The sequence below is a fragment of the Streptomyces albidicamelliae genome, from assembly GCF_025642175.1.
Taxonomy (GTDB): Bacteria; Actinomycetota; Actinomycetes; order Streptomycetales; family Streptomycetaceae; genus Streptomyces; species Streptomyces albidocamelliae.
Map to the genome: position 1 here is coordinate 7,715,333 of NZ_CP106795.1, position 19,272 is coordinate 7,734,604.

A 19,272-nucleotide genomic window follows, 5' to 3' on the forward strand; every position below is an offset into this window, starting at 1 on the left:
GAGCGGTCCGGGCCCGGTGGTGCTCAGAAGTGAACAGAACCGCCGGACGCCGGCACGTAGCGTCGAGGCCCGTGCCGGTGCCGACCGCGCTACGGCGAGGGAAGGGTGACACATGACGGACTCGACCGACCCGACCGGGCCGCAGGGGGAGCCGGACCCGGCCCCCGGCGCGGAGCCACCGGCCTTCCCCCAGGAGAAGGCGCCCGGCTGCCCGTTCGACCCGCCCCCCGGGTACCGCCGGCTGCAGGCGGAGGACCCGTTCGCCCCGGCCACCCTGCCCAGCGGGCAGCGGGCGCGCGTGGTCACCCGGCACCGTGACGTACGGGCCGTGCTGGACGATCCGCGCTTCAGTGCCGACAGCTCCCACCCGGACTTCCCCCGGATGTTCCCTCGTCCCGTGCCGCAGGTCCTCAAGGGCACCTTCCCGCGGCTCGACGGCGCCGAGCACCTGCGCTACCGCCGTATGCTCGCCCGGGACTTCACCGGCCGCCGGGCCGAGGAACTGCGCCCCCGGATCGAGCAGATCGTCGACGGACGCCTGGACCTCATGGAGGCCGGCGGCGGCCCCGTGGACCTGATGGAGGCGCTCGCCTACCCCGTTCCGTCCACCGTCGTCTGCGAACTGCTCGGAGTGCCCGCCGAGGACAGCCCGCTGTTCGAGTCGCGCACCCGCGTCCTCATCAACGGCCGCAGCGGCCCCGAGGAGATGATGCGGGCCAAGGACGACATCCTCGACCACCTGGAAGGGGTGGTGGCGGCCAAGGAGAAGCAGCCGGGCGACGACCTGATCAGCCGGCTGCTGGTCGAGCAGGTGGCGCCGGGCCTGCTGGACCGCGCGGAGGTCGCGATCATCGCCTGGCTGCTGCTCGCGGCCGGCCACCACACCACGGCGACCATGATCGGTACGGGCACGATGCTGCTGCTCGAGAATCCCGGGCAGCTCGCCGCACTGCGGGCCGATCCGGCCCTGATCCCCGGCGCGGTCGACGAGTTGCTGCGGCACCAGACGGCCATGCAGATCGGCATGAACCGCATCGCCACGGCCGACGTCACCCTCGGCGGAGAAACGATTCACGCGGGGGAGGGCGTGGTGTGCCAGCTCGCCACCGCCAACCGGGACGCCGACGTCTTCGCCGATCCCGACCGCTTCGACGTGACCCGCACGGTCCGCGGCCACCTCGCGTTCGGCCACGGGCCCCACCAGTGTCCCGGACAGTCCCTGGCCCGCGTGGAGCTCCAGGTCACGCTGGACCGGCTGTTCACCCGGCTGCCGGGACTGCGGCTCGCCGTCCCCGCGGCCGACGTGCCCTTCTGGCACCACCTGTTCGGCATCCACGGCGTCAAGGAGCTGCCGGTCACCTGGTGAGCCGGCACCGGCCCGCCACCAGCCGTCAGCCGCGCCCACCGCCCGGAGGAGGAGCGTTGTCGGAGGTACAGCAGGAGCTCATCCACCTGTTCGACGGTCTGCGTGCCATGACGCTGTCCGGGCGGCGCAGCGAGAAGTGGCGGCGCTACCCGCCCGACATCCTCCCCGCCTTCATCGCCGAGATGGACTTCCCGGTGGCCGAGCCGGTGATCGACGCCGTCCGGGCGCACCTGACGGAGGGCGGGGACCTCGGCTACGCCTACGTCTACACCACCGACGCGCCGGTGCAGCGGTCGTTCGCCGCCTGGGCCCACGAGAGCTGGGGCTGGCGGGTGGAGCCGGAGAAGGTGGTGCTGTTCCCGGACACCATGCGCGTGATGGAGGTGGCCCTGGAGCGGTTCACCGAGCCCGGTGACGCCGTCGTCGTCGACGTACCGGCGTATCCGCCGTACTTCGAGGCGATCGCGGCGGCGGGACGGCAGGTCGTCTCCCAGCCGATGCGCCTGCGCGGGGGCCGCTGGCGGCTGGACCTGGAAGGGCTGGCCCGGGCCTTCCGGGCGGGAGCGGCCGCCTACTTCCTGTGCAACCCGCACAACCCCACCGGCCGCGTCCTCACCCGTGAGGAACTGCGCGAAGTACTGGCGCTGGCCGCCGAGTTCCGGGTGGCGGTGTTCTCGGACGAGGTGCACGCCCCGCTCACCCACCCCGGACACCGGCACGTGCCGCTCGGCTCGCTGCCGGAGGCCGCCCGGGTGCCGACGGTGACGGCCGCCTCGGCGAGCAAGGGCTGGAACCTGTCCGGTCTGAAGTGCGCGATGGCCGTCGCCGGCCGGCCCGAGGACCACGACCGGCTCATGGAGATGCGCCCGAGGGAACGGGACGGTGTGGGCATCCTCGGCGTCAGTGCGAGCGAGGCCGCCTTCACGCGGGGCGGTCCCTGGCTGCGGACCCTGCGGCACTATCTGCACGGCAGCCGGCAGGTGCTGGCCGAACTGCTGGAGTCCTTCGGCCCCGACCTGGTGCTGGTACCGCCCGAGGCCAGCTACCTCGCCTGGCTCGACGGCCGCCGGCTGGCGGAGCGGCTGGGCACCGACGACCTGGCGGAATTCTTCCTCAGCCGCGGGAAGGTCGCCGTCAGCGACGGCCGCGAATACGGGAGCGAGGGCTTCGTCCGCCTGAACTTCGGCACCTCGCAGCGCTTGCTGGAGGAAATGGTCCGACGTATGGAGAAGGCCGTGCGGGAAGAGGTCCCGGAATCCGACGGCGCCGATCCGGCGCCGCCGAGAAATATTCCGGGATATCCGGCCCCGGTCTGCGGGTCCTACAGGCCGGCGGACAGCGAGGAATTCTCCAGATAATCCGTCAGCTCCGCTATATGAATGCAGAGGTGCGCGTCCTCGGTGCGATGCACCACACCGGCGACCGAAAACCTCTTCAAAAAGTAACCGATACGCGAACGGGTCGTCCCGACCATCTCCGCCAGCTCTTCCTGGGTTATCCGGTCGCGAATCAGTGCCGTCTGGTCCCTACGCTTTCCGACCTTCTTGCCGAGATTCACCAGTAGCGCCGCGAGCCGGTGTTCGCTGTCCATCGTCACCAGGTTGGCGATCACCTGCTGCTGCTCCAGCAGCCGGCTCGCCATGTGGCCGATGAGCGCCTCGCGCAGGGGTGGGTCGCAGTCGTTCATGATCTGTGCCACGCGTACCTGGACCAGCGTCGTGACCTGCATGGCCTGCGCGGTCTCGGTGCGGTTCGCGGCCAGCACGCTGGATTCCCCGAACACGTCCCCGGGGCCGTGTATCGACAGGAGGCACTGCTTGCCGTCGCGTGTGTGCGTGAGTGTTTTGACCTGGCCGCTCTCGACGAGGTAAATGTTCGCGTCGGGCTGGCCGAGATTATAGACGTGCTCCCGCCGGCCGATCTGAATTCGCGTCCCCCTGATGGTGCCTCTCCCGGCCGCGTCCTGCAGTACGCAGGCCAGGCTTCGCTCGGTGTTACAGAAGGGTTCCATTCCGCTCCCGGTGATCATGTGTGGACCGGCAAAGCTGGTAGGTTGACCGTCATGTCGGGAATCTATTCCTGGGGCAGAATCTAAGACATCTGCCCTAGGGTGGGGTAGTGGTACGGGTCAGGTTGGCGACAATTGACCGTAACCATGTCGAACGATTTGTCAGCCGTTGCCGGTCGTTCCGTAGAAGCGGAAATTCCGGTTGTGGCGCAAGGGGGCAGGCGTACTCGACAGACAGAAAGAAACCCTGGTAAGGATGGGATGCGAGACGCTCCTGCGACGACCCGACCGGGTTGGTTGATCCCGCTTTGTACCAGACGTTCCGCGGGTCGCGTACATGAGATCGCGCCACATGAACCACCGGCTCCGGTCATCCCGGCCGCCGCCGGCCGGCGCCGGCGCCGCGGTGGAATCCGTTCCGGCGGAGGTCGGCGGCCCCCCGGCCACACGTCTCGCGAAACGATTCGCCGCCCCGGCCCGCGCGCGGTGGCTGGATTCGCCGCCCCTCTGTTTCTTGATCGACAACGCCTCCCGCCTCGTAGAATGTTCAACCTCAGGTGCGAAAAGGGGTGGGCCGTGTCCGCACACGACGCGTCGTTCGGGGCGCTGCTGCGAGAACTCCGGCTGGCCCACTCGCTGACCATCGAAGGGCTGGCCGAGGCGTCCGGGGTCAGCGTGCGGGGCATCGGCGACCTGGAACGCGGACGCCGCGCGGCCCCGCAGCGCCGCACCGTGGCCGCCCTCGCCGACGGCCTCGGACTCGACGACACCGACCGGGAACGCCTGCTCGCCGCCGCCCGTACCGGCCGCACCCCCGGATACCACCCCTTCGGTGTGCGCTCCTTCCCCCGCGGCACGGACGACTTCGTCGGCCGCGAGGGCGAACTGCTGCGGCTGACGGAACTCGCGGGAGCACCCGGCGACTTCACCGGCAAGGACGACGCCGGCGCGCGCCAGCCCGTCGTGGTCGCCGTCTCCGGGGCACCGGGTACCGGCAAGACCACCCTCGCCCTGCGCGCGGCCCGCCGGCTCGCCGACCGCTTCCCGGACGGGCAGCTCGTGGTGGACCTGCGCGGCACGGACGACGCCCCACCCGCCCCGGCCGAACTGATGGTCGGCGTGCTCAGGGCGCTCGGCGTGCCCGACCGGGACCTCGCCAAGGCCGGCGCACCGGCCCACCCGGCCCTGTACCGGCAGGTGCTCGCCGACCGCAGGTGCCTGGTGGTCCTGGACAACGCCCGCGACGAGGCCCAGGTACGGCCGCTGCTGCCGGGCACCGGACGCGCGCTGGTGCTGGTGACCAGCCGTCGCATGCTGACCGGCCTCGACAGCGTGCACCGGCTGCCCCTCGGCGGCCTCGGCACCGCGGAGTCGGCGGCCTTCCTCTCCTCCCTCGTCGGCGAGGACCGCGCGGGCGCCGATCCGGAGGCCCTCGCGGAGGTCGCCCGGCTCTGCGGGCACCTGCCGCTCGCCCTCCGGGTGGCCGGCAACTGGCTGGCCACCCGCTCCGGCTGGAGTCTGCGCCGCCTCGCCGACCGGCTGGCCCTGGAGGAACGACGGCTCGACGCGCTGACCGCCGGCGACCTGCGGGTGGCCGGCGCCTTCGACCTGTCGTACCGCCAGCTCACCCCCACGGCCGCCCGGCTGTTCCGGCGCCTCAGCCTGGTCCCCGGCCCGGACACCGGCGCCGCCTGCGCCGCCCGGCTCACCGGGCAGGACCTGTACGACACCGAGGACACCCTGGAGGAACTCGTCGAGGCCGGCCTGCTCGGCACCGCCGGCGACCGTTACCGGCTGCACGACCTGCTCGCCCTCTACGCACGTGACCGGCTCGCCGCCGAGGAGGACCCCGAGGACGCCGAGCGGGCGCGCCGGTCGATGTTCCGCTGGCTGCTGGAGACGGCCGTCGTCGCGGGCCGCTGGTACGAGCCCGGGCACGGCGCGCCCCCGGCGTCGTGGCGCGGCACGGTGGACCTGTCCAGTGCCGGCAAGGCCCGCGAATGGCTCCAGACGGAGGGCGTGAACTGGCTCGCGGCCCTGCGCGCCGCAGCCGCGGACGGCGAGCACGCCACCGTCGTCGAGGTGGCCGAGTCCCTGCACTGGTTCTCCGACCAGTGGATCTTCTGGGGCCACTGGCCCGAGGTCTTCGGCACCGCCGCCCGCTCCGCCGAGGCCCTCGGCGATCCGCTGCTCGAAGCGACCCACCTCAACTACCACGCCTGGGCGACGCTGTTGTGCGAGGGCCGCCCCCGCGACAGCCTGCCCCACTCCGCACGGGCCCTGGCCGCCGCACGACGCGCCGGTGATCCGGTCCAGGAGGCCTGGGCACACGAGTACGCCTCCTGGGCCCATCGTCTCCTCGGCGAATCCGTCTCCTCCGCCGACCGCAACGAGCGGGCCGTCCCGCTGTTCCGCGCCGCGGGTGACGTGCACGGCCTGCTCCAGGCGCTCCTGCAGCGCGCCTACGACCTCCAGAGCGCCGAGCGCGACGAGGAGGCACTGGTCGCCTATCAGGAGACCCTGGACCGGCTGGAGGAGGCCGGTGACCGCGTCGAGCCGCACATCGCCGCGTTCACCCGGGGCAGCGGGCTCGTCGGCCTCGGCCGCATCCACGCCCGCCTGGGCCGCTGGGAGGAAGCGGTCCGCCACCTGCGGATCTCCGTGGAACTGTGCCGTGCCCAGGGCAACACCGCCCTGGAGAGCCGCTACCTCACCGTGCTCGGCGAGACGCTGCTCGCCGCCGGACGCCCGGAGGAGGCACGCGAGGCCTTCGGCCGCTGTGTCTCCCTCGGCCCCGGCGCCGACCCTTCGCGCGTCGCCCGGGTGCGCGCCCACCTCGCCCGCATGGACGCGGACCGGTGACCACCGTGGGCGGTGTCCGGTGACACCACGACAAGTCCCGCGCCCGCGAGGGCACATGGCGTTAGTGCTGTGACCGCATGGGTTCGCCGGGTTGACGGGCGTGACAGTTGGATGTGGGGTGACGTCCGATCCGACCGATGGAGGCGTGGCCGAGTCCCTACGTGTGCGCAGACTGACCGACAGGAAGGGCAGAAGCTGCAGCAGATCGTGCGCCGGGGCAGCGCCAGTTCGGTGCGCTATCGGCGCGCGATGATGCTGCTGGCCGCGGCCGGCGGGAACCGGGTTCCGGTGATCGCCCAGCTGGGCTCCCGCATTTGGGGATGCAGATGGTGCGCGTTGGTGTGGTGGCGGCTGTGCCGAGGTGGCCCATCAGCCAGCGGATCTCCGGGACGCTCAGAGGTATGAGTTCGTACGTGTCATGACTTTCGCCCCTTTTGCGGCTTCCTGGGTCCGGAGGCGACGTCGGTCGGATCGCTCATCGAACGGCGGGCCAGGACCCGGTACCCGAAGCCGCTCTCCCGGATGGGACGGATCGCGACACGGGCCCAGTGGTAGATCCATTCGCCGTGGGAGCCTGGCCGCCGGAGATGCGCTTCCGCTACGCCTCCTCCGCGGTGACCCACGCGAAGGGAACCGCCGCGTCGATCGCGCGCTAGAGTCCCGACCTGGCTGTTCTCTGTTCTGCCCGCGGTGCCGGTGTACTGGCGCTGCACGCCGGCGGAGCGGGTGCCCTTCTTCACAAAGCCGGTGTCGTCGCAGATCAGGATCCCGGTCATGCGGTCCAGGCATGCCCGTGCCCGGTGGGCTGCGCCGGGTGGGTGGGAGGTGTGCTCGGCCGGCCCACCCGGGCTGCGGCGTGGGCCGCGGGTGTCGGATGCTGGCCGGGATCCCTGACGGACACACGCGTATCCAAGGAGGAGTCGTGACCGTCCTGACCCGGATTCCGCTGGAGGGCGGGGGCTTCCTCCTGGTCGAGTCGCCGGCCGGGGTGGAGGGGCCGGTGAAGGCCGGGCGCCTGGGCGACTTCGTCCGGCAGGCGCCCACCACGCTGCAGGATGCTCTGGAGCCGGTGACCCAGGCGGCACAGGCGGCCCTCGACCAGCTGCGGAAGGCGCGGCCCGACGCGATCACGGTGGAGTTCGGCGTGGACCTCTCGGTCGCGGCGGGCGCGGTGCTCACCAAGGGTACGGCCGGCTGTCATCTGCAGGTGACGGTGTCGTGGAAGGGCGACGGTGGCTAGCGCCGCGCGCTGGCTAGACGGGGCGACCCCGTCGGACCTGCCCATGGCGGTGGCGCAGATCCTCGGTCCGGACGGGACGGTGGTGGGAGCCGGATTCCTGGTGGCCGAGAACCTTTTGGTCACCTGCGCGCACGTCGTCCGGGCGGCCGGCTCCGGGCCCCGGGGCCGGGTGCTGGTGACGTTCCCCCGTGTGACGGGTGCCGATCTGCTGGAGGGGCACGTCGAGCAGTGGCGGGAGACCGAGGAGGAGGACGTCGCCTTCGTCCGGCTGCCCGAAACGCCGACCGGTACCTGGGTGTTGCCGCTGGGCTCCGCCGAGGGCTGCAGCGGCCACGAGGTCCGGTCGTTCGGCTTCGCGGCCCAGGCGGCGCAGGGCGGACACCTCGGAAAGGCCACGGTGGCCGATCTGCTGAAGGCCTCGCCGGTCGGGCGCGAGCGTCTTCAGCTAACCGAGGCCAACGACCTCACCACCGGGTTCAGCGGTGCGCCGGTGCTGGACGAGACGACCAGTCTGGTCATCGGAATGTTCTCCGAGATCACGGCACCCGACCAGTACGAACGGGGGCAGGGCATCGCATACGCCACGCCTACGCAGGTCCTGCGGGGGATCGTGGCCGCCCTGGCCGAGCACGAGGTGTGTCCGTACCGGGGACTGGAACCGTTCACCGCGGCGCACTCGCGCTGGTTCAAGGGGCGGGACAAGGCGGTGGAGCAGGTCCTCGCGAACCTGGCCGGGGAGCGCCGCCTGACCCTGCTGCTCGGCCCGTCCGGGTCGGGCAAGTCGTCCCTGATCCAGGCGGGGGTGCTGCCGGCCTTGGCGGAGGGGAGACTGCGGGGCAGTGAGAGCTGGCTGCCCGTGCTGACGCGGCCCCGGAAGGACCTGCTGACGGAGATCGAGCGTGCCGGACTGCCGGGGGCGCGCCACGACGGGCTCATGGCGGCGGCGGACCGCCGGCTGGCGAGCGAACCCGACCGCCGGCGTGTGCTGCTGGTCATCGACCAGTTCGAAGAACTACTGGTCCAGAGCGCTGACGGGCGGCTGCGGGAATTCCTCGCCGTCATCGACGAGATCACCACGGTCGCCGATTCGGACAGCGAACTCAGCGTCATCCTCGTCATGCGGGACGACTTCTACCCCCAACTCGCCGCGAGCGCGGGGAGTCTGCTGGAAGCGGCGACGCCCGGTCTGCTCAATGTGCCCGGCACGTTGGGCCGGAAGGACCTGTGCGACATCATCGTCGAGCCCGCAGAGAACGTTGGGCTCCACTTCCAGCAGGGGCTGCCCGAGCAGATCATCAGCGACATCCTGGAGGCCAACCCCGAGGCGGTGATCAGCCGCCAGGCGCCCGTGACCGTGCTGCCGTTGCTGGAGATGACCCTCACGGAGCTGTGGCGCCAGCGGAAGGACGGCTACCTCACCCACGAGGCGTACCAGCGCATCGGAGCGGTCGGGGGGAGCCTGACCGCATGGTGCGAGAAGGCTCTGAAGGAACTGTCACCCGATCAGCAGGACATCGCGAAGAACGTCCTCACCTCCCTGGTGCGCCCCGCGGACACCCAACGCCGCATCCCACCGGTGCGCGCACAGGTACCCCTCGACGAGCTGCGCGGCCTCGCGGCCGGTGCCGGCAGTGCGCCCGATGACGACGTGGACGCCGTCATCGCCACTCTGGCCCGCCGTCGCATCATCACCACCACGCAGACCCTCCGCGACCGTGACCGCCCCGATGCCCCGCCCGAGCCGGTCGCGGAACTGATCCATGACGCGCTCATCCGCGACTGGGGCAGACTGCGGAAGTGGGTGAGCGAGGAGCACGAGTTCCACGAATGGCTCGAGCGGACGCGTGAACGGCAACTGCGCTGGGCCAAGAAGCGGGATCCGGGGGATCTGCTCGCGGGTACGGCCCTTGCCGACAGCAACAGACTGTCGCGAGGCCGTGGCCTGCCGAAGGACATCGCGGACTTCCTCACCGCGAGCCGGCAGCGTCAGGAGGCGATCGCCCAGCGGCGCAGACGGCTGATCACCGTACTGGCGGCGTTGCTGGTGCTCGCGCTGCTCGCCGGCGCGGTGGCGTTCCGGCAGTGGCGTGCGACGGTGGCCGAACGGGAGGCGGCCCTGTCCCGGCAGCTCGCCGTCGAGTCCGGCACGCTCATCAACGTCAATCCCGAACTCTCCTCGCTGCTGGCCGTCCAGGCGTACCGCACGAGCCACACGACGGAGGCCCTGTCGAGTCTGCGCACCGACGCGCACCTTCCCCTGGGCCGGCGTCTGCTCGGGCACACCAAGGCGGTGAATGCGGTGGCGTTCCACGGCCGCACCCTCGCCAGCGGGAGTTCCGACGGCACCGTGCGCGTCTGGGACACCGCCACCGGAAAGACCCGCACCAGGCTCACCGGTCTGTACGGCGAGGTGAACGCGGTGGCGTTCAGCCCCGACGGCCGCACCATCGCCACCGGCAGTTCCTACAGCGCCTGGTTGTGGGACGCAGCCGGCGGCAAGGCCCGCACCCCCCTGACCGGGCACACCGACACCGTGTTCTCCGCCGTGTTCAGTCCCGACGGCCGCACCGTCGCCACCGCCAGTGCGGACGGCACCGCACGGCTGTGGGACGCCACCACCGGCAAGCCCGGCCCCAAGCTGACCGGGCACACCGACACCGTGTTCTCCGCCGTGTTCAGTCCCGACGGCCGCACCGTCGCCACCGCCAGTGCGGACGGCACCGCACGGCTGTGGGACGCCACCACCGGCAAGCCCGGCCCCAAGCTCACCGGGCACACGGCACAGGTGCTCTCGGTCGCGTTCAGCCCCGACGGCCGTACCATCGCCACGGGAGGTGGCGACGGCACCATGCGGCTGTGGGACGCCGTCAGCGGCAAGCCCGGCCCCGAGGTGGACGTGCTCACCGGCACGGTGCTCTCCGTGGCGTTCAGCCCCGACGGCCGCACCATCGCGATCGCCGGCACCAACCGTGTCACGCGGCTGTGGGATGTGGCCACCCGTGCGATGAGCAAGTCCCTGATCGGTCATACCGACGCCGTGAACGCGGTGGCGTTCAGTCCCGACGGCCGCACGCTCGCCACCGGCAGCGATGATACGACCGCACGCCTGTGGAAGGTTACCGCGAGCGGAGACACATCCCTGGTCGGGCACACCGACATCGTCTACTCGGTGGCGTTTAGCCCCGACGGCGACACTGTCGCCAGCTCCAGTGGCGACAAGACCGCAATCCTGTGGGACGTCGCCACCGGCAGGAAGCGCCTCAGCCTCATCGGGCACAAGGACGTTGTACTCGCAGTCACGTTCAGCCCCGACGGACACACGGTGGCCACCGCCGGCGCCGACGGCACCGCGCGGCTGTGGGACGCCACCACGGGCAAGCCCCGCCTGGCGCCCCTGAGCGGCACCACCCCCCTTCACTCGGTGGCGTTCGGACCCGACGGCCGGCTCGTCACCGGAGGCCGCGACGGCACCGTGCAGCTGTGGGATGCCGACACCGGCAAGCCCGGCAAAACCCTGAAGGGACACACCGAAGCCGTCTTCTCCGCGGCGTTCAGTCCCGACGGGCGCACCGTCGCCACCGGGAGCGCCGACAAGACCGTGCGCCTGTGGGACGTCACCTCCGGCAAGGCCCACACCATCACCACCCCCGACCAAGTGCACGATGTGACGTTCAGCCCTGACGGCCGCACCCTGGCCATCGCCGTCGGTGACTACACCGTACGGTTGTGGGACGTCGCCACCCGCACGACCCGGACCACCCTCGCCGGACGTATCGACGTCGCTGCGTCGGTGGCGTTCAGTCCCGACGGCCGTACCGTCGCCACCGGCGACTCCGGCTGGACCACGGGACTGTGGGACGTCACCACCGGTAAGAACCGCATGACCCTCATTGGGCAGCACGCCGACGAGGTGACCTCGGTGGCGTTCAGCCCGGACGGCCGGGTCCTCGCCTCGGGCAGCGTCGACAAGACCGTGCACCTGTGGAATGTCGCCCTGCCGGGACCCGCCGAGGCGATCCGGACCATCTGCCGCGCAGCCGGCCGGGACCTGACCAAGCAGGAACGGACCGCCTACCTGCCGGGCCGGTCAGCGGACCCCGTCTGCCCCTCCCAGGCCTAGCTAGTGCTCGGGCCGCATAGGTTCGCCGGGTCGTTCAGGCTGCGGTGGCGAGGGGGCGTCCGACCCAGCGGATGCCCTTCTCGCTGCGGAGGCGGGCGCGTTCCTTGCGTTCGGCGGCCAGGACGTCGCGATGGCGGGCGTTGGCGTCGCGCCACCGCAGGTAGGCGTGCAGGGCCCGGTTCTGAACCGTGTGGTTGGGATGGTTCGCCTATGCGGTCGGAGCACTAGCCGCACGCCGCCGTTCCCCGCGCGCACTCTCCCCGGCCGGTGCCGGCGGTTTCTGCCTCGAAGGTGCCTGGTGAACGGTGCCGCCCGCCTGGTTGGCTCGTGGTGACCGAGAGGAGACCCGTGTGGACCTGGTGCTGTCGACGGACACCGTCCCCGACCACGAGAAACTCGCCTACTGGCGGGACGCGGTCGGCAGAGCCCTGGTCCCGGTGTCCGTCGTGCCTCGCGCCGCGGGCCCGCTCCACGGCCGGATCACCGGCGGACGGCTGGGCTCGCTGCGGGTGGCCGCCGTCGAGTCCGACGCCCAGCGCATCAGCCGCACCACCGCACACACGGGCGGCTCGGACCCCTGCGTCGCCGTCCATGTCCAGACGGCCGGCAGGGCGACACTTCTCCAGGACGGCCGCCGCGTCACGGCCGGCCCGGGCGACATGATGGTGTACGACACCGCGCGCCCGTACACCCTCGACTTCCCCGAGCGGTTCGTCGGCCGGGTCGTCCAACTGCCCCGCCGCGCCCTGGACGTACCCGACGAGCACCTGCGTGACATCACGGCGACACCGATCACCGCCACGGCCGGGCTCGGGGCGATCCTCACACCGTTCCTCGCGACGCTCGTCGGCGAGGCGCACTCCTGCCCGCCGGCCGTCGCCGGGCGGCTCGCGTCGAGCGCGGTGGACCTGTTCACCACGCTGGTGGCGGAACGCAGCCGGGCCGGGATCGCCGACACCGCGCGCGAACAGCTGGTGCTGCGCATCCGCGACCACATAGACCGGCACCTGGGGAACCCGGACCTGGCGCCCGAGACCGTGGCCGCGGCACACCACATCTCGGTCCGCTACCTGCACCGGCTGTTCGAGGACGAGGGGATCACCGTCGCCCGTCTCATCCAGCGCCGCAGGCTCCAGGAGTGCGCGCGGGAACTCGCCCGCGGCGGCGGCGCCGCGCTCGCCGTGTCGGCGATCGCCCAGCGCTGGGGCTTCGTCAATCCCGCGCACTTCAGCAGGGTGTTCCGCGGGGCGTACGGCCACTCGCCCCGCGAGTGGCGCAGGCTGCGCACCTCCGGGGCCCTGCCCGGCACGGGATGCGACGGGGCGGCACCGACTGCCGCCCGTCCGCCTCGCCCGGCCGAGGCGGACCGCCCCCGCGCGGCCTGACCCGACTGCCGGCCCGCTCGACGGACCACCGCCCTAACCGGCGGCGGCCGGCTCCGCCGGCTTCTCGTCCCCCGTCGTCGGATCCTGGGTGCCGGAGACGGTGTAGAAGACAGAGGACCCTTGCTTGGTGCGCTGGGCACCGGTGCGCGCCACCAGGTTCTCCAGGGTGGTGCGGACGACCTTGGTCTGGATCCCGCGGTCCGGGTGCGCCCGGCCGAGCGCCTCGGTGACCTCCGCCGCCGAGCGGGGCTCGCTCTGCTCGGCGAGATGGGCGCGGACGAGCTCGACGAGGGTGGGCTGAGCCGTCTTGGCGGCCGTCTTCTTCGCGGGCTTGGCCGTCGACCTGGCCGCGGGCCTGGGCGCCGCCTTCTTGGCGGAGGCCTTCTTCGCCGTCCCGGCCTGCTCGGCGGCCGACGACGACGCCTTCCCCGCCTTGCGCTTGACGGGCTCGGCGGAGGACTTCTTCCGCGGTGCGGGCACCACGGGGCCGGCGGGCTCCGTGGCCGTGGTGACCGAGGCCACCGCGCCGAGTGCCTGCTGCATGCTCACCAGAATGGTGTGGTCCTGCTGCAGCGTCGCCAACTGCTGTTGCAGGGAGCCGATCTCGGCCGCGAGGCGTTCTTGTTCCTTGACGTTCTGTTCGAGGTCGCCGGCCACCTGATTGACGTAGTGCGAAGTCAACTCGGTGACGGGGGTGGTGTTCTCAGACATCTGTCCTCCATCCGTAACCCTGACGGGTTCCCCGGTGGGTGGTCGTGGCAAGCGGGGACCAGAAGTGGGGTACTGCGGGTCCGGCCCGACACATGGATGATACGGGTCGGCCCACCTGTTTCCACTTGGTCGACATCTTCCCCCCGGAATTGATGAGTTCCATGCCCCGCCGGGGGCACACTTCCGGGTCAGATCCAGTACCCGGTGCAGCCAGAGTTCGACCGCCACACAGGCGGCCGAACTCACCAGGACCAGCAGAGGACGGTCGATGTTGCGGCCTTCACGGTGACGGGCCGCGCCCACCGGCCCTTTCGCCGAGCGCAGCAGGCACCGCCCGTACCGAGCCCCTGTTCGGATGTCGCTGTCCGTGTCCGGAGGCGCCCATGATCGTTATTTCCGGTGACGCCGCCTCGGAGCGGCGACCCCCGCGTCCCGGTGGACGACCGGACGTGCCGGAAGGCCCGTCGTCAAGCACGTCGTCAAGTACGTCGTAGAGGCAAGGAGCTGCTGGTGGGCGGTTGGATCGGCGTCGGGCTCGGAGCGGCGGCCGCTCTGTGCCCGCTGTCCCAGCACGGTGACACCACCGTCACCATCGACCACAGGCCGGCGGCAGCGCACATGGTCGTCTGCGCACCCGATGTGTGGATCGACATGGGCCACGGACCTTGGGCGTCCGAGCCCGAACCCCCGCGGCCGGCACCGGACTCGGCCCGGCGGTCGCCCTCACCGTGTGCGCCCGCGCCCGCCGCCCCGGCTCCGGTGCCCGCACCACCTCGGCACGCACCCCGGCAAGTACCTGTGGAGGTGCCACCGCCGCCCTCCGAGGCTCCGGCCGCGGAGCCCGCACATGCGCCGGTAGCGACACCGCCCGTCCCCCGGGAAGCGGACCCACCGACTCGGGTCGCATTCGCACCCGCTCCCGCGGCGGCTCCGGTCCGCGCGTCCGCCTCCGCCCCGCCGAAGGCGCCCGCCGCCTTCCGATGGGTGCCGCGCGCGCACTACACGGGCGGCCCGCGGCGGCCGGTGTTCACCGGGACACCGACGACCATGACCACCGTCGTGGTGACCACACCGGCCATCCTGGCCGCGGCGGCGCTACGGCCCTCCCGCCGCCGCACCCGAGGCTGACCCCGCGCCCCGACCGGCCGTCGCCTCAGGGTGCCCACCGGACCGGCCACACCTGCCCCGTTCACCCGTCCCTTGTTCGTCCGCTCACTGGAGTTGTGCTGTGCCCGAGTGGCTCGTCTACACCCTGGTCTCGATCCTGGTCTGTGTCCTCGTCGTTGCGGCGATCGTGCTGCGTCACCGCCGCGTCGCCGTGGACGAGGACACCTCCGAGACCCCGGACGTGCTGGAGTACATGGTCATGATGGTCGGCGTCGTCTACGCCATCGTGCTCGGCCTGGCCATCGCCGGCGTGTGGGAGGCGCGCGGCGCGGCCGAGGACACCGTCCAGCGCGAGGCCCAGGCGCTGTACGAGATCGACCAGCGCCTGGACGTGTATCCGGCGGCCTTCCACACCCAGGTGCAGCAGCACATCAACGACTACGCCAGGCACGCCGTCGGCACCGAGTGGCCCGCGATGGAGAAGGACGCGCCCGTCGACGGCACCGGCGCCGCCCTGCTGCGCCGCATCCGCAGCGACATCGCCCACCACGCCCCGTCCGACGAACTCCAGGCCCAGGCCTACCAGCCCCTGCTGGACCAGGTCGCCGCCGCGGACGACGCCCGCCACCAGCGCCTGGACAGCGCCGGCACCACCCTGCCCGGCGCGGTGTGGTTCGGTCTCGTCGCCGGCGCCGTCATCACCCTCGGCCTCCTGTACACCCTGCAGATCCGCCGCTCGACCCGCGAACTGATGCTGGCCACCGCCTTCAGTGCCCTCGTGGTCTTCCTGCTCTTCCTCGTCTGGAGCTTCGACGCGCCCTTCGGCCACTCGGGCACCGACTCGGCGCAGCCGCTCAGCGAACTGCTGACGACGGCCGTCTGACCCGGAGCGGCCCGCCCGTCGTCACCCGCCGGCGCCGTCCTCCTGGCCCGCCGGCAGCCCGAACAGCCTCGCAGCGTTGTCGTGGCACACCGCCCGCAGCCACTCCCGCCCCAGGTCCAGCCGCTCCAGGGCCCGCAGTTGGTGCAGGTACGGATAGGGGATGTTGGGGAAGTCGGAGCCGAGCAGGACGCGGTCACCGAGGGCGGCGAGCCGGGGCAGGGCACGGGGCGGGAACGGCGCCAGCCGCTCGGCGAAGTCGGTGAAGGCCATGGTGGTGTCCAGCCGTACCTCGTCGTACCGTTCGGCGAGGGCGAGGAAGTCCTCGTACTCGGGCATGCCCAGGTGCGCGACGATCAGCCGTAGCCGCGGGTGACGTGCCAGTACCCGCGCGATCGGTTCCGGCCCGGTGTGCTTGCCGGGCGCGGGCCCCGAGCCGCAGTGGATCACCACCGGGATCCGCGCCTCGGCCAGCACCCCCCATGCGCCGTCGAGGAGTTCGTCCGCCGGGTCGTAGGCACCGACCTGTACATGTGCCTTGAACACCCGGGCGCCCGCCTCGACGGCTTCCCGCACGTACGTCTCGACGCCCGGCTCGGGGTGGAGGGTGGCGGTGTGCAGGCAGTCGGGGGTGCGGCGGGCGAACCCGGCCGCCCAGCCGTTCAGCCACGGGGCCATGCCGGGCTTGTGCGGGTAGAGCATCGAGGTGAAGGCCCGGACGCCGAACTCCCTTAGGAGCAGAGTGCGTTCGGCCTCCTCCTTCCGGTAGCTGATCGGCCACGCGAGTCCACCGGTCAGCGGCCCCTGCGTGTCGAAGTAGTCCCACACCTTGCGCAGGACCCGCTCGGGCATGAAGTGCGTGTGGACGTCGACCAGCCCGGGAAGACCGAGGCCGCCCCAGAACCGGCGCACTTCACCGGCCTCTTCGCGCGCGCTGGTGATGTCACTCGAAGCGGCGGCGGCGGCCGGGCGGGCGGGGACCTCACGGTGATCGTTCATGCCGCCCACGATCGGCCGTGGCGGGCAGGGGGGTCCACCCCTTTCGAGGAGGGACGCATGAGGGATCGGTCACCCGGGCCGGGGGAGCGGTGGCAGACGGCGGTGGGCACCGAGACCGGCGGCCGCCCGGGTCGACGGTCCTCAGAGGTCGAGGACGACTTCGGTCGTGGGCTCACTGCAGCAGACGAGGACGGTGCCGGGCTCGGGCGGTTCGAGGGGCTGGGTGGTGTAGGTGATGTCACCGGCGACGAGAGGGGTGACACAGGTGTGGCAGACCCCGGTGCGGCAGGACCAGCGCGTGGGGATGTCACACGCCTCGGCGAGGCCGAGCAGGGAGGCGTGGGCCGGTGACCAGGCCGTGGTGATGCCACTGCGGGCAAAGGTGATCAGCGGGCCGGCACCCGGCGGCCCGGGTGGCTGGTGCGGCCGGACCGCGTCCGCGGCCGTGACGCCCGGGTTGATGGCGGACAGGGCGCTGAACTGCTCGGTGCGGATCCGTTCGGGACGCAGGCCGAGGTCGCCGAGGAGCGCGCCGAAGTCGTCCATGAAGGCGGTCGGCCCGCAGAGGTAGGCGTCGGCGTCGCTGGGGATGCCCATGGCCGCCAGTGACGCGGCACTCGGACGGCCCGGGGTGACGGGCGGCCGGCCGGGCTCGGGGACGCTGTCACCGGGCGCGGTGTAGTAGATGTGTTCCTGGGCGTGGGGCAGCTGCGCGAGGAGGGCGTGGGCCTCGTCGGCGAAGACGTGGCCGGCACGGTCGTGGGCGACGTGGATCCACCACAGGGGGCGCGGGTCCCGGGTGGCGGCGAGCTGGTGGAGCATGGCCAGTACGGGCGTGGCGCCGATCCCCGCCGAGGCGAGCACGACCGGGGCCGTGCCGTCCTCGAGGACGAAGGTCCCGCGCGGGCTCGCCACGTCCACCGTGTCTCCGGGGCGCAGCCGGGTGTGCAGGTAGTGGCTGACCTGCCCGTGGGGCTCGTGCTTGACGCTGATGCGGTAGACGCCGTCGACGGGCGCGCAGGACAGGGAGTAGCTGCGCACGGAGGGTGCGGTGCCGACGGGCAGGCGCAGGGAGAGGTACTGGCCCGGGCGGGCCGCGGGCAGGGGCGTCCCGTCGGCGGAGTCGAGGTAGAGCGACGAGACGGTGGAGGTCTCGGCGACGATGCGGGCGACGCGCATCGCCTGGAAACCCGGCCATCCCCGCGCGGCCGGCGGCGCGCCGGCGCCCACCGCCGGCCGGTCCGTTTCGCGAGGCGCCAAGAGCTCACGGAACGACTGCTGCCAGCCGGGGCTCAGGGCGGGGATGTTCAGCGCCCTGCGCAGCAACTCGGGGTCGCGGCCGGGGAGGTAGAGCAGGGCGTCCACCTCGGCGACCGTGAGGTGTTCGGGCCCCTTGCGGGTGAGGGTGATCTCGTCGCCGGCCCGGATCTGGCCCTCGGTGATGACGCGCAGGTAGAAACCGGGGCGGTGGTGGGCGACCAGGAGGGAGGGCATGGCGGGTTCGCCCAGGCGCATGCCGACGCGGTAGCAGGTGACCCGGGGCTGGCTGACCTCGAACTCCGCGTCGCCGATGCGGTACCGGTCGCCGATGCACACTTCGTCGTCCGGCAGTCCGTCGACGGTGAAGTTCTCCCCGAAGACGCCGAAGTCCAGGTCGTCCCGGCCCAGGTGGCGTCTCCAGTGGTCGTAGGACTCCATCTGGTAGACGAGGACGGCACGCATCTCGCCGCCGTGTCCCGCCAGGTCACCCTGGCCGTCGCCGTCGATGTTCAGACGCCGGACCGTGCGGGGCCCTTGGACGGGGGTCTTCCAGATGCCGGTGTGTACCGTCCTCCCCTGCCAGGGGACGTCCTTCGGCATTCCCACATTGACGGACAGCAGCGTCGCCATGGCGATTCTCCTGAATGAGCCGGTGAGCCCCCTCACGGAGCGGTGCGTCGTGCGCCGACCCCGATCCTAGTTCCGGGTGGGAGGGGCCCGCGATTTTTGTGTCTCACCGGCACCTCTAACCCCTGAATGGGACTTCAGTGGTGTGCCCCCGTCCCGGTATCGCCACCCGGCTAACCTGCCGATCATGGCGGACTGGGAGTTGCGGGCGGCGGTGGCGGCGGACGTCGAGGCGGTGGCCGAGTTGCGGGCCGTGGTGCTGCGGGCCGACCTGGAGCGGCTCGGGCGGTACGACGAGCGGCGGGTACGGCAGCGGCTGCGTGACGGGTTCGCGCCCGCGCACACCTGGGTCGTCGAGGCGGACGGCGGGTTCGCGGGCTGCGTGGCCCTGCGGCCCGGCGCGGACGGCCTCCGGCTGGAGCACTTCTACCTGGACCCGCGTCTGCAGGGCGGTGGCATCGGTGCGGCCGTGCTGCGCCGACTGCTGTCCCGGTGCGACCGCGACGGGGTCCCGGTCCGGCTGAACGTGCTCCAGGGCAGCCCCGCCCGGCGGCTGTACGAGCGGCACGGGTTCACCGTGGAGTCCGAGGATCCGGTGGACGTGTTCATGGTGCGCCTGCCGCTGCCGGCGGCCGCCCACGGCAGCCGGCCGGCCGGTGGCCCAGCGGCCTTGCGGGGAACCGGGCCGGAGCGGGCGGCGTCCTTCC

Annotated in this window: 11 protein-coding genes and 4 pseudogenes; 9 read left to right on the forward strand and 6 right to left on the reverse strand. The window is 72.0% G+C overall.

Translation table 11 applies throughout. The annotated features are described in order from the left end of the window. Nucleotides 1-112 precede the first annotated feature (112 nt). Nucleotides 113-1,366: a cytochrome P450 gene (locus tag N8I86_RS34855; RefSeq protein ID WP_263279632.1), complete on the forward strand. Its 1,254-nt coding sequence runs from the start codon at nt 113-115 to the stop codon at nt 1,364-1,366. Nucleotides 1,367-1,422: 56 nt separating this feature from the next. Then, entirely contained in the window at nt 1,423-2,724 is a 1,302-nt protein-coding gene (locus tag N8I86_RS34860) for a MalY/PatB family protein (RefSeq protein WP_263279633.1), read from the forward strand. On the opposite strand, the gene N8I86_RS34865 is transcribed toward N8I86_RS34860, so the two are convergent. Continuing rightward, nucleotides 2,688-3,395 carry a Crp/Fnr family transcriptional regulator gene (locus tag N8I86_RS34865; RefSeq protein ID WP_107423640.1) on the reverse strand — a complete coding sequence of 236 codons (708 nt, stop codon included), beginning with the start codon at nt 3,393-3,395 and terminating at the stop codon, nt 2,688-2,690. The two genes, N8I86_RS34860 and N8I86_RS34865, sit on opposite strands and share 37 nt — an antisense overlap. 555 nt (nt 3,396-3,950) lie before the next feature. On the opposite strand from N8I86_RS34865, the gene N8I86_RS34870 reads away from it, so the two are divergent. Continuing rightward, entirely contained in the window at nt 3,951-6,236 is a 2,286-nt protein-coding gene (locus N8I86_RS34870) for an ATP-binding protein (RefSeq protein ID WP_263279634.1), read from the forward strand. A gap of 145 nt (nt 6,237-6,381) precedes the next feature. Next, nucleotides 6,382-6,539 (forward strand): annotated as a pseudogene (locus N8I86_RS34875) (IS630 family transposase); the annotation flags it as partial. Nucleotides 6,540-6,895: 356 nt separating this feature from the next. Here the strand turns inward: N8I86_RS34875 and N8I86_RS34880 are convergent. Further along, nucleotides 6,896-7,003: pseudogene (locus N8I86_RS34880) on the reverse strand (transposase); the annotation flags it as partial. Nucleotides 7,004-7,158: 155 nt separating this feature from the next. Here N8I86_RS34880 and N8I86_RS34885 point away from each other — a divergent pair. Beyond that, nucleotides 7,159-7,476, forward strand: a complete 318-nt coding sequence (locus N8I86_RS34885) for a CU044_2847 family protein (RefSeq protein ID WP_079192376.1) — start codon at nt 7,159-7,161, stop codon at nt 7,474-7,476. Next, on the forward strand, nt 7,469-11,596 hold the full coding sequence (locus N8I86_RS34890; protein ID WP_263279635.1) for an nSTAND1 domain-containing NTPase: 4,128 nt from the start codon (nt 7,469-7,471) through the stop codon (nt 11,594-11,596). Before N8I86_RS34885 ends, N8I86_RS34890 begins: the two co-directional genes overlap by 8 nt. Nucleotides 11,597-11,630: 34 nt before the next feature. On the opposite strand, the pseudogene N8I86_RS34895 reads toward N8I86_RS34890, so the two are convergent. Next, nucleotides 11,631-11,804 (reverse strand): annotated as a pseudogene (locus N8I86_RS34895) (IS630 family transposase); the annotation flags it as partial. Between the two features lie 142 nt (nt 11,805-11,946). On the opposite strand from N8I86_RS34895, the gene N8I86_RS34900 reads away from it, so the two are divergent. Further along, nucleotides 11,947-12,981, forward strand: a complete 1,035-nt coding sequence (locus tag N8I86_RS34900; RefSeq protein WP_263279636.1) for an AraC-like ligand-binding domain-containing protein — start codon at nt 11,947-11,949, stop codon at nt 12,979-12,981. Between the two features lie 33 nt (nt 12,982-13,014). On the opposite strand, the gene N8I86_RS34905 is transcribed toward N8I86_RS34900, so the two are convergent. Then, complete coding sequence (locus N8I86_RS34905) at nt 13,015-13,692, reverse strand: hypothetical protein (protein ID WP_073890544.1); 678 nt, start codon at nt 13,690-13,692, stop codon at nt 13,015-13,017. Nucleotides 13,693-14,920: 1,228 nt separating this feature from the next. Here N8I86_RS34905 and N8I86_RS34910 point away from each other — a divergent pair. Further along, nucleotides 14,921-15,682, forward strand: a complete 762-nt coding sequence (locus N8I86_RS34910) for a bestrophin-like domain (protein ID WP_123440820.1) — start codon at nt 14,921-14,923, stop codon at nt 15,680-15,682. Nucleotides 15,683-15,703: 21 nt separating this feature from the next. Here the strand turns inward: N8I86_RS34910 and N8I86_RS34915 are convergent, their stop codons facing one another. After that, complete coding sequence (locus N8I86_RS34915) at nt 15,704-16,678, reverse strand: amidohydrolase family protein (protein WP_263279637.1); 975 nt, start codon at nt 16,676-16,678, stop codon at nt 15,704-15,706. Nucleotides 16,679-16,819: 141 nt separating this feature from the next. After that, the gene (locus tag N8I86_RS34920) at nt 16,820-18,568 is read right to left on the reverse strand and encodes an MOSC and FAD-binding oxidoreductase domain-containing protein (protein ID WP_263279638.1); all 1,749 of its coding nucleotides are present in this window, start codon (nt 18,566-18,568) and stop codon (nt 16,820-16,822) included. Nucleotides 18,569-18,752: 184 nt separating this feature from the next. Between N8I86_RS34920 and N8I86_RS34925 the strand changes: the two are divergent. Beyond that, nucleotides 18,753-19,202 (forward strand): annotated as a pseudogene (locus N8I86_RS34925) (GNAT family N-acetyltransferase); the annotation flags it as partial. Nucleotides 19,203-19,272: the final 70 nt, after the last annotated feature.